General features: G+C 42.8%; 12 protein-coding genes. 7 read left to right on the forward strand and 5 right to left on the reverse strand.

What is annotated here, in order from left to right; translation table 11 throughout:
• Positions 1-1506 (reverse strand): M10 family metallopeptidase (locus F6K37_RS05790; RefSeq protein ID WP_287248801.1); only part of this gene is annotated, 1506 nt, incomplete at its 3' end.
• Positions 1507-2853: 1347 nt separating this feature from the next.
• Between F6K37_RS05790 and F6K37_RS05795 the strand changes: the two genes are divergently transcribed.
• The 3 genes from F6K37_RS05795 (at position 2854) to F6K37_RS05805 (ending at position 6296) form a co-directional block, all read left to right on the forward strand.
• Entirely contained in the window at positions 2854-4200 is a 1347-nt protein-coding gene (locus tag F6K37_RS05795; protein WP_502708841.1) for an ABC transporter substrate-binding protein, read from the forward strand.
• Positions 4201-4641: 441 nt separating this feature from the next.
• Complete coding sequence (locus F6K37_RS05800) at positions 4642-5235, forward strand: hypothetical protein (RefSeq protein ID WP_008177791.1); 594 nt, start codon at positions 4642-4644, stop codon at positions 5233-5235.
• Between the two features lie 212 nt (positions 5236-5447).
• Positions 5448-6296 (forward strand): carbohydrate ABC transporter permease, encoded by an 849-nt coding sequence (locus tag F6K37_RS05805; RefSeq protein ID WP_008177794.1) that lies wholly within the window; start codon positions 5448-5450, stop codon positions 6294-6296.
• Between the two features lie 298 nt (positions 6297-6594).
• Here the strand turns inward: F6K37_RS05805 and F6K37_RS05810 are convergent, their stop codons facing one another.
• The gene (locus F6K37_RS05810; RefSeq protein WP_287248805.1) at positions 6595-6720 is read right to left on the reverse strand and encodes a hypothetical protein; all 126 of its coding nucleotides are present in this window, start codon (positions 6718-6720) and stop codon (positions 6595-6597) included.
• Between the two features lie 55 nt (positions 6721-6775).
• Here F6K37_RS05810 and F6K37_RS05815 point away from each other — a divergent pair, with 55 nt between their 5' ends.
• Positions 6776-7663, forward strand: coding sequence for a carbohydrate ABC transporter permease (locus F6K37_RS05815; RefSeq protein ID WP_044491826.1), 888 nt, complete (start codon positions 6776-6778; stop codon positions 7661-7663).
• Between the two features lie 131 nt (positions 7664-7794).
• Here F6K37_RS05815 and F6K37_RS05820 read toward each other — a convergent pair whose 3' ends face one another.
• Positions 7795-8502: a hypothetical protein gene (locus F6K37_RS05820; protein ID WP_008177798.1), complete on the reverse strand. Its 708-nt coding sequence runs from the start codon at positions 8500-8502 to the stop codon at positions 7795-7797.
• A 124-nt stretch (positions 8503-8626) separates the two neighbouring features.
• Between F6K37_RS05820 and petL the strand changes: the two genes are divergently transcribed.
• On the forward strand, positions 8627-8725 hold the full coding sequence (gene petL / locus F6K37_RS05825; protein WP_071106406.1) for a cytochrome b6-f complex subunit PetL: 99 nt from the start codon (positions 8627-8629) through the stop codon (positions 8723-8725).
• A gap of 39 nt (positions 8726-8764) precedes the next feature.
• Positions 8765-8902: a hypothetical protein gene (locus F6K37_RS05830; RefSeq protein ID WP_287248809.1), complete on the forward strand. Its 138-nt coding sequence runs from the start codon at positions 8765-8767 to the stop codon at positions 8900-8902.
• A 127-nt stretch (positions 8903-9029) separates the two neighbouring features.
• On the opposite strand, the gene F6K37_RS05835 is transcribed toward F6K37_RS05830, so the two are convergent.
• Positions 9030-9947 carry a histone deacetylase family protein gene (locus tag F6K37_RS05835; RefSeq protein WP_008177803.1) on the reverse strand — a complete coding sequence of 306 codons (918 nt, stop codon included), beginning with the start codon at positions 9945-9947 and terminating at the stop codon, positions 9030-9032.
• Between the two features lie 76 nt (positions 9948-10023).
• Positions 10024-10164 (reverse strand): hypothetical protein, encoded by a 141-nt coding sequence (locus tag F6K37_RS05840; RefSeq protein WP_008177807.1) that lies wholly within the window; start codon positions 10162-10164, stop codon positions 10024-10026.
• Between the two features lie 341 nt (positions 10165-10505).
• Here F6K37_RS05840 and gyrA point away from each other — a divergent pair.
• On the forward strand, positions 10506-13110 hold a 2605-nt coding region (gene gyrA, locus F6K37_RS05845), incomplete at its 3' end, for a DNA gyrase subunit A (RefSeq protein ID WP_287248811.1).

Consider the following 13110-nt stretch of genomic DNA (forward strand, 5'->3'; position numbering starts at 1 on the left):
ATCAAAGTCTATGAGGTGGCCATTTTTGACTTTTAGTCGATTGCCATCAATTTTAAAGCGACCTTGAGCATCATCTAATAATTTATAAGTATGGCTATCTCCCCAATCAACATCCTTAGTAGTCAGCTTAGCAATGGTAGTCCCATTTTTACTGAATTCTTTGACACTGTTGCCATCAAGGCTGATATTCGTCGGAGCAGTGTTGGTAGTTTGAGGCTCCTCTTGAACATACTGAACGTCGCTAATATTTGTTATTGTGTCCGGAATAATAATCTCTTCCCATACAGGTGCTTGACTCTCCTCCTCGAAGATAATCTTAAGGAGATCGCTTTCAGAGACTGTATGGTAGTCTTTGAGGGTAATCGAACTATCCGAGCCTAGACCAAGAATCAGGTCATCACCGCTTTGGGTTTGGGTCACACTAGAGAAAGCATAATTGGAAAGATCTAAAGTATCTAGATAGTTCCAACCTTTAATAAGATCATCACCCGTGGAAATTTCAAGTTCATAACCGCTAAAGATATTGGCCGCACTATTGGCAATGATGTAATCGTTACTGTTGGAGTTGATCAGATTTTCAAAAACTGTACCGAATGCGATCGCAGTCCCAAATTCAGACGTAACGTATTCTCTTCCGCTGTCATCGCTCCTAGCTTTATAAGAGCTATCATTGTAAGCTTCTTGGGTGGTCAGAATACCCCCCTCATTCATATCAAAGTGGTAACCTTTCTCCACAAAAGTCAGGTTTGAAAAGTCTAAGGTATTTACACCACCACTATCCCAGAGGGTTTGCTTAATCTCTTCGATCGGTTTGGTTTTACCATAATACTCACTACCATCTGTGTAGTAATTAACGCTGTCAAAGGAGTAAGTAGTATCCCCGTGGTTATACTCCCTAGCTCCATAGATAGACTGTAATGCTTGAATGTCGTAAATCATTGGGGTAATCGCTGATTTCCCAGCAAAGTTATACGACATTACTGTGTTGGTGGTATTGTCCTCGTTAAAGGGCAAAAATGGACCGTGATCATTATCCTCGTATGGATTCGGATGTTTTAACCCCAGACTATGTCCTATCTCGTGAATCACGGTCATGTAGCCATGATTCCCTGGATCGTCAGCAAATCCGTTATTACCTGTGGTGTCGTAAGCTTGGTTCAAATGCACATCCCCGGCCACATCCGACCAATTGCCAACATTGGTATTAAATCCCTCAGGCAAATAGGTATAGGCATAGCCCGGACCATCAGATACCATGTAGCGCAATAGACCATAGTCTGTTGCTGTATCTGCTACCTCATGGAAATCAACAGCAATGTATCTTTCCAGAGTTTCGAGGATGCTTCTGATATTGTCTTTGGTTTTTTCTGATATCTCTGAAACCCCCGTTTCAGGTCCGTAATAAGAACCACTATTGGCATTGTTATAGAAGCTGTAGGTGATAGTATTAGTGTCCCAATGGTGATGATCCAGAAGTGAATCAGCTGAGGAAAATGTGTTAGACATTGCTTTTAGTTAACTCTTACTGCTTGACAAAGCCTAGTTACGGTAAATGATTTGGCGCTCAGGGAAGTTCCTGATTGTTGATGGTTCATGTTTAATGGCTTATTGCCAGTTGCCATGAATCGTAGCTATAACCCCATTCTATAACTATTAAAAACCACTGAATCTCCTAGGATATTTATGTGAAAAACAATAAATCTTAGATAGTTTTTAGACTTAAATTAATCATGAATTATATATGTTTAAAGTCAAGTTTAATATGTGTATACTTTTGGTTTGTCTTTGGTTTTTTTACGGCTTATATGCCAAAAAAAAACCAAAACGTAAATCCGGACAATAATCAGTAATTAAATAAATTAAATTTAAATAAATTAAGTTAGCATTTTTAAGTATGAAATATGAATTTTTATTGAAGTTTTTGATTGTCAATTAAGCCACATTAACATCAGATAGCGTTTTTATTTTAGTTTTGAACATACTACCTTAGGTAATATACAAAATACAAAATGCAAAACGCAATAGGGGAAACAGCTCCAGCGTTTTATTGTCCACTAAAGACCTCCTAGGTTTACATCTCATTTATAAACCCTATAAATAAAGCCTAGGAATAGGGATAAACTCTCAAAATTTTCCAGTTTACGTCGAACTCCAATCCTAGTTATGTGAAGTTAGTATAAAGTTATAACAAATAGATAGAGGCTAAAATCAGTAGTTTTTCTAGGTCACCGTTTATTGGTAAGCATTCAGCATTCAGCTTAAGCTTTTTTTTGTAGGTGATGTCGCCATGATGCCCTTTTGTTCGGTTCGTTCTGTTGCCAGCATCATGAATGGCTGATAGCTGGCAACCATAGCATGGGCTTAGTTGCGTAGGGTGCGTAGGGTGTGTTATATCATGTCAGGATAATTACCCTTAATAAAAATTTCCCCCATCTCCCCATATTCCCCTCCTGGGAGGTTCCCATCTCCCCATCTCCCCACACTTCCCGCGCCCGGGCCCCAAAATTGATGGGTATTCAACCAGACTTGATATTAGGGGCGGGCTTGCCCTCATCTTCAACCTCGTAGCCAGTGTTGCGACAGCCCGCCCCGTAACCCACCACCCAAGGGCGAGCCCTGATTTTCTTGGTAGCCAGTGTTGGGACAGTCGGTCCCGTAACCCACCACCTAGTAGGCTGAAGGGTTACGTTGATCAAGCCTGCCTTTCAAACATAGAGTCTTTCATCTGTGTATTCTGATTTCTCAAGCTTCCCCTCCCTAAGTTGTTGCTCAAGTCATTGAGTGGGGTTATCTTAGAACGGAATTGTACTCACAGTATGAGTGTCATTATTTGCTAAGGCTCATAATTGAAAGATGTTCAGACCCAAATTCTGGATCAAGATAGGTTTTGTCGAACAGATAGGAGAATTTTTGGCGAAATTTAGAACTAAACCGGCTCCTAACACGGTATTTACTACTGTATTTCTAGGTTTATCTTTAGTTTTAGTCGCCTGTGCCCCCAAAGGTAGAGAAAGTAAAAGCAATACGGTTACTATCCTGGGAGTAATGACAGGGGAAGGGGAGCAAATCATCGAACAGATACTAGAACCCTTCACTAAAGAAACGGGTATCAAGGTGGTGTATGAAGCCAGTAGTGATTTCGCCACCCTCCTACCTGTGTTGGTGGAATCTGGAAATGCTCCCGATCTTGCCATGTTCCCTCAACCGGGTTTGATGGCTGACTTTGCTAGGGAAGGTCAACTGGTCCCTCTAGATACCTTCATGGACAAATCCCAGTTATCTGCTGCTTATTCTCAAAACTGGCTAGATTTGGCAACTGTCGATAGTAAAGTATACGGGGTGTGGATTAGGGCGGCGGTCAAAAGCTTAGTTTGGTACAATCGAGCTGCGTTTAAGGCAGCTGGTTACAAAATCCCTAACACCTGGAATGAAATGATGGCACTGTCCGATCAGATTGTGGCAGATGGCGGTGTCCCTTGGTGCATCGGAATAGAAAGCGGTGCGGCTACAGGATGGGTTGGTACCGACTGGATTGAGGATATTATGTTGCGCACGGTTGGTGGGGAAGTGTATGACCAGTGGGTTGCTCACAACATTCCCTTTAATCACCCAGCGGTTAAGAATGCTTTTGAGCAGTTTGGCAACATTGCCCTTAATCCTAAGTATGTGTTTGGTGGTAGTGTTGGTATTATTAGCACTCCATTTGGTGACGCAGCCACACCCTTATTTGATAACCCCCCAGTTTGCTATCTGCATCGCCAAGCTAGCTTTATTACTAGCTTCTTACCTAAAGATGTAGCCCTAGATAAGGATGTGAGTATCTTTCTGTTACCGGGTATTAAACAGGAATTGGGAGTGCCAGTGTTAGTGTCTGGTATTGCGACTGCTATGTTTAAGGATACTCCAGAAGCACGGAAGTTGATGGAGTATTTATCAACTGCCCAACCCCATACTATCTGGGCAAGTCAGGGAGATTATGTTTCACCCCATAAACAGGTTAGTTTGGATGCTTACCCCAATCACATTCTTAAACGTCAAGCGGAAATCTTAGCCAATGCGGATATGGTGCGCTTCGATGGTTCGGATATGATGCCAGGAGCCGTGGGTACCGGGACATTCTGGAGTGGCATTGTTGATTATATTGGTGGGACAGATGTGGATACAGTTCTGAAAACTATTGAGGAAAGTTGGCCAGATTAAGTATGAGGAATTAGGGATTAGTCATTGTCAAAAAAAATATTTATTTAAAATCGCCTTCTAATGTTACTTTAGCAGAATTGCCTGGGAAATCTGTAACTATAAGATACTGAAATCAAATTAAGTCAGTTATTCGCAACCATTTAGCGAAAGGGACAATAGTGCCGTTTAGGCATTAATTACGATTAAATCTCTGAGTGCAATATCAGCAATTGCGCTTCGCTCCGCTGTAACGGCAATCCCTTGGGGTGTAAGCAGGAAGGATATAGTAGGATGTCAGTGACTACTATAAATTTGGCGTTGCTGAATATTTGGGTACTGTATAGTTGGAGCAGTTACCGATTACCGATTACCGATTACCTTTGGATCTTCCATAATTGAGGAACACCGTAAGTTTAGGATTCCCCCTTTAGGCCAAACTCAAGTTTAAATAAGAAATAAGCTATGGATACTAGTCAGATTGATAAATTTGTTTCCTATTGCCAAGGTGAACAGCCACAAAGTGAAGAAGATATGAGACGTTTTTTTATAGGGGTTATTGGTTTTCCCTATGATAAGGAACTTCTATTACAGGCATATCTATTTTTCAATATAAACTCATTATTTCCAACCTGTAGTCAGCTCATCCTGTTTGAAAAGGCTCTAATCCAAGACTATACAAATTTAGGCAAAGTGGATTTTGTTTATCTTAGTAAAAACAAAAAAATATTTTTAATTGAAACAAAATATATTGATACTGAAGCAACAGGAAAACACGAAAGAACTAGAAGAAATAAGCATAGAAATAAGGTAGTGGAACAAGTCATTGATTGGAAATACAAATTGAGGGATTATTGGAATATATCAACTAACCAAATTAATTGTGGAGTATTTACAACCGATCCACAAGTAGGTGATCGTGCAAGGAGCACTGACATTATCGCTAAATCAATATCTATCTATGAACTGGAACGGTGGCAAAAAAATTATAAATTTTATAAATTAGACCATGGCAAGAAACGGGATTCGGTGAGAGATATATATGAGGTGATCAAGTGATCAAGTGATCAGGTGATGAAGTGATGAGGCAATGAAGGATGGTATTGTTCAAAATTGTTACTTTCATTCTCGCCGTTGTCATAGGCTGTGCTGGGGTGATGGCTTTGTTATATGGCATGAATGGCTTGGTAAATCAGCTACCCAATAAAACGCGATTGACCTTGGCCAAAAGGCCACGCTACGCGAACGGTCACGCTACGCGAAAGCATTTTATGGCTTGGGTATACTTAGCCCCTGCTTTAGCATTACTAACCGCTTACCTGATTCTGCCCACCCTCAATACTATCTATATCAGCTTCTTGGATAAGCGATCGCAAAATTTTGTGGGACTGGACAATTACATCTTTGCCTTTACCAACCCTACTATGCTAATCGCTTTTCGTAACAATGTCCTTTGGTTGGTATTGGTAACAGGGTTTAGTGTAGGATTGGGTTTAATTATTGCGGTGCTGGTGGATCGGGTACGCTATGAACCGGTAGCCAAGTCCATAATCTTTATGCCCATGGCAATTTCCTTTGTGGGGGCTAGCGTGATTTGGCGATTTATCTATGCTTTTCGTCCAGCTGGATCAGAACAAATTGGCTTACTCAATGGCATTATTACCCGTTTAGGATTTGAGCCTGTAGGTTGGTTAGTGGAGCGCGAACTTAATAATTATGCTCTGATTGTGATTATGATTTGGTTGCAGACAGGGTTTTGCTTGATTTTGCTCTCTGCTGCAATCAAAGGTATCCCCAAAGATATTATCGAAGCTGCACGGATAGATGGAGCTAGTGAGTGGCAAATCTTCTGGACAATTACTATTCCGATGATACGAGGGACTATTGCTGTGGTTGTGACTACTGTAGTAATAGCGGTGCTGAAAGTCTTTGATATTGTCTGGGTGATGACCGGTGGTAATCAAAATACGGAAGTGATTGCGTCTCGTATGATTAAGGAAATGTTCAATTATCGGAACTTTGGACGAGGTAGTGCGATCGCAGTTATTTTATTACTAGTTATTATTCCAGTTATGATTAGCAATATCCGTCGATTTCGAGAGCAGGAGAACAGCCGTTGATAGTAATATATAATTATTATTTGAATTGTGAACATACTCCCGCTTGGGAAAGGCAAGAGGCAAGAGGCAAGAGGCAAGAGTTAATCAAGTAGCGATGCAGCAAGGGAACAGGTGAGCCAGTGAGGCCAAAGGGGATTTCCCCCATTCGCGACTGCATCAAGACATAGAAGGATTTTGGTTAAGGTCAAAAACGGTAATTATGATTTATTATTTCTAATTGATTTAGAAATGCTATAGTATTCAGATTAAAGTTAAAATTTGATTCTGATGGCGTCACCGAGTTAAGCAACTGTTCTAGCTATGGTTGAAATTCTATAAGGCTTGGGGTGATGCGATCGCATCTTGCCCAGTTGTTTTGCCCAGTTGTTTTGCCCAGTTGTTTTGCCCACTTGTTTAACCACTGCTGTTGTGGGATTGGTTGCACAAAGCGCTTATCTTGGAAAAAAATCGACTATTCCAGACATGACTTTAACCCAGCTATGGTACCAAAACCGCTCTTTGTAGCAAAATCCCAACATCTACAGCAATTCTTCTGGAAAATCCCGATTCATCTGACCCTGATTATCATCTCTTTGATCTGGACTCTACCCACTGTTGGCTTGTTCATTAGTTCCCTACGCTACCGAGATGATGTGCTCAAAACCGGTTGGTGGTCAGTCTTCCAACACCCCTTCAATTTCACCCAATACCACCTCGGTAACTATATTGATGTGATTACCTCCGAAGGGATGGGACAGGCATTTCTCAATAGTCTGGTTATCTCGATTCCCGCTACAGTCATTCCGATTGTGATCGCTACTTTTGCTGCCTATGGGTTTGCTTGGATGAAATTTCCTGGTCGCCAAGTCCTGTTTATGGTAGTAGTTGGTTTGCTGGTAGTCCCGTTACAGATGACTCTGATTCCGGTATTGCGAGTCTACGGATATCTAGGACTTTCCGGTACATTATTAGGTATTTGGTTAGCCCACACAGGCTATGGTTTGCCCTTAGGAATTTATTTATTGCGTAATTATATTGCTAGTTTGCCTCAGGAGTTAATCGAAGCAGCAGCAGTGGATGGTGCGTCTCATCTGACCATAGTTACCCAGCTGATTGTGCCTCTATCCATGCCTGCGATCGCATCATTTGCCGTGTTTCAATTTCTCTGGGTATGGAATGACTTGCTAGTTGCTTTAGTCTATCTCGGAGTTACACCAGACGTTGCCCCGTTAACGATCCGATTAACAAATATAGTAGGTTATCGTGGGCAGCAGTGGCATCTTCTTACCTCTGGTGCATTTATCACCATGATTGTACCACTGATTGTGTTTTTTGTTCTACAGCGGTACTTTGTGCGGGGGATTTTAGCCGGTTCGGTTAAGGGTTGAAACTCTTATCTATAGCAGTTCTTAATTGGGAGAGGTACTTTCGTCCTGGGTTTTAGGGAGCTTCAACAGCTGGGAGTAGGGAGTAGGGAGTAGGGAGTAGGGAGTAGGATTCAGTTTATCGAGGGTGAGATTCAGGGCTGACCTACTTTAGGTAATTCTGTTTCATTGGAGAGAGCGAAATTATCTAAAGAAACCTTTGCTGAATAGGCAATAGCATCCCGCTGGTACAAAATTAATAGGCTATTTGCGTTTAGAACCTTGTAACCCAAAAATCTATCTACTCCACTTACTACTTCCTGATAGTCATTACCATTGTAATGGGTAAATGCTATTGTGAGCATATCATTGTTTGTTAATCTTCCATCACCATTGGTATCTTGTTTAATAAGGTGGTATAAAACTGCTATAACTGGTTTAGATTCAACCCTGTTATTAGCTCTATCATTAGTTTCTGAAATGAAGCTATCGCTAGTAATTAGATAGTCATTATTAGCAAAGATCCATTTGCTTTTCCCTGTTTCACTATCCAAAAACAAATAGTTTATAGTTGAGCGTGTCGATTTGCTATAATAGGATTGGGTATAAGATTGGTCTGAGTAAAGCGGCACCATTAGATAGGTTGTGCCATCAACCTCCCTGAGATTACCCAGCTCCCACTCTTGAGAGCTTGAGCTATCGTCATTAACATTAACAATGTTAATCCCCTGGCGCTCTCTCGTAGTGCTTTTGACTATCTCGATAGCAGCAAAAGCTAAAACTGCTATTGCTAGCAATCCAGTAGCCATAATAACAATGGCATTAAAGCGCCACACAAAACGAAAAAATTTATTGTCTTCCATGTTTGTTCACCGTTGACTATTGACGGTTGACTATTGACGGTTGACTATTGCTCTGAGGAATAAGACTCAAGATCAGGTAAAATTAGGTAATATTATTATAATAGTCAATTTTTGGGAGAATAATATGATCTCTGGAGCAATCGCTTACTTTGTAATTCTAGCTGGTGCCACTGTTGTGGCTCTGACTCTATTTTTTGGACTTAGAGCAGTTAAGTTGATCTAACTACTCTTGTTTCCAAAACAATTAAAGCAGTATGGCGGGTTGAAACATTTAATTGTTTTGAGTATAGCCGCATACTGTAGCGCTATAGTTAACCGTAAGCATTCAGCAGTCAGCGGTCAGTGGTCAGCTTATTTTATTCAAAAGTACTGCGCTACGCGCACCCTGCGCAAAAAGTAGCCTAGTGACACAGGCTTCGACGTTGGGACCACCTAACCCATAAGCTGATACGCGACACGCTGATAGCTGAATGCTTACAGTTAACCAGCTATACTTACACCTAGCTATACTTACCCAGATCAACTCTCTAAGTCAAACAAGCTTCAATTGTTGCTAGCACCGACTGAGCTAGAGCAGTGAGTTCATACCCCCCCTCTAAACCAAAAACAATCCGACGAGTTAGTTGCAGACAATAGTTCGTAAATAGCCCATAATCATCTGGCTGCAAGGCAATATTTGCCAAAGGATCTGCGGCATTAGCATCATAACCAGCACTGACAATCAATAAATCTGGCTGAAATTTGGTTAAAAATGGCATCACTTTCTGTTCAAACATAGGCTGGTAATCTGCTAACGTGCTGCCTGGTGCCATGGGAAGATTGAGGACATTATTGTGAAACCCCTGTTCACTGGCTTGGCCTGTACCAGGATAGCAAGGGGATTGATGAAGGGAGATGTAGGCAATGCGAGCATCTCGTTCCACAACATCTTGAGTGCCATTGCCGTGATGGACATCCCAGTCTAAGATGGCAACCCGTTCGACTTCCGATTGCTCTAAGGCGTAGTAAGCTGCGATCGCAGCATTGGAAAATAAGCAAAACCCCATCCCTCTCTGACGTTCAGCATGATGACCAGGGGGACGGGCTAGAACAAAGGCTGAATTATTGGTAGTGAGGACTTGATCTACCGCATCTAGCCAAGCACTAACGGCGAGTAGGGCAACATCGTAACTGCGGGGGGATATCCCTGTGTCCGCATCTAACCTGCCACCATTACTCCTAGCAATTTTTTCAACTGTCTCAATGTAGCGCTGGCTATGAATTTGTTGTACTAGAGGCATCACTCGACGAGTTTCCACCGCTGTCGGTAACTGCCACTTAATTTGGTCAGCCCAAGGTGCAGCTTTGATGGCATTCACAATCGCCGTTAAACGTTCTGGTCGTTCTGGGTGAAACCGACCGTTATCGTGTTCAAGAAACTCATCGGAGTAAATGACAGGGAACATATTATAGCACGATTCAGCCAAAATTATGGAAAAACGTTTTAAAGCAAGGTACTTGTGAATAGATTAACCTTTCCGATTATTTCATCAGGTGATCCCTAAACAGACCAAACACGACACCAAAAGCGATCAGAGCTAGAGCGAGGCTGGCAGGGATTAAATCTGGTCTCAAAATGAAGGCAAAAATAGCTAAGCCGATCAAAACATAGGATAGTTTCATCAAAAACTCCTTAGTTGTTGGGAACTTCTGAGGTTTAGTCAGGGAAGGAAAACAATCTGGTGGTATAGACCGCCAGTCAACATCAGCAAGAAGAGGTGAATGTCCTAAGCTGCCCTAGGAAATTTTCGGTCTTTTTCCCATAATTTTTGCACAAGAAGCGCGAATCTGCTCATTGTCTAAGGCTTGCCCGTGGTTCTGTTACCGGCTATAGTCGAGATTTTGTGTTAAAATTTAAAAATAACCAGCCAAATTTGGAAAATAAAGGTGTTAAAAGCCTCTTTTGAGAGATTTTAACCGATTTTTTTAGCAAAATCCTCGATAATAAGGGAGTTTGTCCAACTATGAGTACATCCCAAGAACGCATTGTCCCGACAAATTTGCGGAACGAAATGTCCCGGTCTTATTTAGAATACGCCATGAGCGTCATAGTAGGTCGGGCATTACCAGATGCCAGGGATGGGCTCAAGCCAGTACACCGAAGGATTCTCTATGCGATGCATGAGCTGGGATTAAGCCCAGAGCGTCCGTTCCGCAAATGCGCTCGTGTGGTGGGGGAAGTGTTGGGTAAGTATCATCCCCATGGGGATACTGCTGTTTATGACGCTTTGGTGCGCATGGCTCAGGATTTCTCCATGCGATCGCCTCTGATTAATGGTCATGGAAATTTTGGCTCAGTAGACAACGACCCCCCAGCGGCAATGCGTTACACAGAGTGCCGCTTGCAAGCGATCGCTACCAATGCCCTACTCCGGGACATTGAGTCAGAAACTGTAGACTTTGTTGATAACTTTGACGGTTCCCAGCAAGAACCGACTGTCTTACCGGCACGGATTCCCCAATTACTGCTCAACGGCTCATCGGGGATTGCTGTGGGTATGGCAACCAATATCCCCCCTCATAACCTGGGAGAGTTGGTGGATGGCTTAGTGGCCGTGATCCATAATCCCGAAATCACTGATAAGGAATTAAGGCGGTATATCCCTGGTCCAGATTTCCCCACTGGGGCACAGATTTTAGGAACATCGGGTATTAAAGATGCTTACACCAGTGGTCGGGGTTCTATCACCATGCGAGGTGTGGCAGAAATTGAAACGATTGGGCAACGAGGTCGTCCAGACAAGGAAGCCATTATTATTACTGAGCTACCTTACCAAACTAATAAGGCAAGTTTAATCGAAAAGATTGCTGAATTGGTCAATGATAAGCGCATTGATGGCATTTCCGATATTCGGGATGAAAGCGATCGCAATGGCATGCGCATCGTAATCGAACTAAAGCGCGATGCTTATCCCAAAGTTGTCCTGAATAATCTCTACAAGCAAACCCCCCTCCAAACTAATTTTGGAGCAAATATGCTAGCCCTGGTGGGCAATGAACCCCAGTTGCTGACCATAAAGCAGTTCTTAAACGTTTTCCTGGATTTCCGCATTGAAACCATTACCCGACGGACTCAATATCAATTGCGCAAAGCTGAGGAACGGGATCATTTACTGCAAGGGTTACTAATTGCCCTAGATAGCTTAGATGCTGTGATTGCGGTGATTCGGGGGGCGGCGGATACGACTACAGCACGAGGACAATTAGTTACAGAATTTAGTCTATCTGAAGCCCAAGCTGATGCTATTTTGCAAATGCAGCTGCGCCGTCTGACTGCTTTGGAAGCCCAAAAGATTCAAGCTGAGCATGAGGAATTACAAGTTCGGATTGCGGATTTAAGGGATATCCTAGCTCGCCGAAGTCGCATCCTGGAGATTATTGAAACTGAAGCCCAGCAACTGAAACAGAACTTTGCCACACCACGCCGCACACAAATTCAACAGGTTGAAGGGGAACTGGATGATACTGACCTGATTGCTAATGAAAAAGCTGTGATTCTGCTGACTGAGCAAGGGTATATCAAACGCATGCCTGTGGATGAGTTTAGAGCTCAAGCTCGGGCAACTCGTGGTAAAGCTGCTGCCAGGATCAAAGATGATGATGAGGTAGAGCATTTCTTCACTTGCTGCGACCACGATAGCATTTTATTTTTTAGCGATCGCGGTGTAGTGTACTCTCTGCGTGCCTACCAAATCCCGGCTGTATCTCGCACCGCCAGGGGGGTACCGATTGTGCAGATGTTACCCATTCCCCACGAAGAAAAAATTACTTCTATTGTACCGGTATCTGAATTTACGGATGATGAATATCTAGTCATGTTAACTCATAAGGGTTACATCAAGAAAACTGCTCTAGATGCTTTCAGCAAAATTCGGGCAAATGGATTAATTGCTATTTCCCTCGGGGAAGGAGACCAGTTGCGGTGGGTACTTCGTGCTAGGGAAGAAGACAGCATCATAATTGGGTCTCGTCATGGCATGGCAATTCACTTCAAGTGTGACAATGATCAACTCCGCCCCCTCGGTCGTGCGACCAGAGGAGTTAAGGCTATGAAACTAAAGGGTGATGATGAATTAATCGGTATGGATATTTTGTCCGGTCAAATCATCGCTAGTCTAGCTGCTGCTGAGGATTCAGAGGAAGAGACAGAAGACCTTAGTGATTCTGAGATGGTGGAAACAGCAGCTCAAGGTCCTTGGGTATTAATTGTCACTATGGGAGGCTATGGTAAGCGGGTACCGGTATCCCAATTCCGGCTACAAAACCGTGCGGGTATGGGAGTTCGCTCAACCAAATTCCGTTTACCCAAAGACCAACTGGCAGCCCTACAGGTAGTTAATGAAGGGGATGAATTGATGATAGTCACTAGTCGAGGGATTATCATTCGTCAAGCTGTTGATGCTATTTCTCCCCAATCTCGCATGGCAACTGGGGTCAGAGTGCAAAAGTTAGATGATGAAGATGCGATCGCAGCGGTTGCTTTGGTTCCCATTTCAGATCAAGAGCAGGAAATCGAAGAGCAGGAACTCCCAGACCAGGAACTCCCAGACCAGGAAGAGTCGGTAGATA

It is taken from the genome of Moorena sp. SIO4E2, assembly GCF_010671945.1.
Lineage (GTDB): Bacteria > Cyanobacteriota > Cyanobacteriia > Cyanobacteriales > Coleofasciculaceae > Moorena > Moorena producens.

Excerpts from the sequence above, each read along its gene's own strand:
- F6K37_RS05820 (WP_008177798.1), bottom strand. The coding sequence starts at position 8,502 with ATGGAAGACAATAAATTTTTTCGTTTTGTGTGGCGCTTTAATGCCATT.
- F6K37_RS05835 (WP_008177803.1), bottom strand. The coding sequence starts at position 9,947 with ATGTTCCCTGTCATTTACTCCGATGAGTTTCTTGAACACGATAACGGT.
- F6K37_RS05795 (WP_502708841.1), top strand. The coding sequence starts at position 2,854 with ATGTTCAGACCCAAATTCTGGATCAAGATAGGTTTTGTCGAACAGATA.
- F6K37_RS05800 (WP_008177791.1), top strand. The coding sequence starts at position 4,642 with ATGGATACTAGTCAGATTGATAAATTTGTTTCCTATTGCCAAGGTGAA.
- F6K37_RS05815 (WP_044491826.1), top strand. The coding sequence starts at position 6,776 with ATGGTACCAAAACCGCTCTTTGTAGCAAAATCCCAACATCTACAGCAA.
- F6K37_RS05805 (WP_008177794.1), top strand. The coding sequence starts at position 5,448 with ATGGCTTGGGTATACTTAGCCCCTGCTTTAGCATTACTAACCGCTTAC.
- petL (WP_071106406.1), top strand. The coding sequence starts at position 8,627 with ATGATCTCTGGAGCAATCGCTTACTTTGTAATTCTAGCTGGTGCCACT.
- F6K37_RS05840 (WP_008177807.1), bottom strand. The coding sequence starts at position 10,164 with ATGAAACTATCCTATGTTTTGATCGGCTTAGCTATTTTTGCCTTCATT.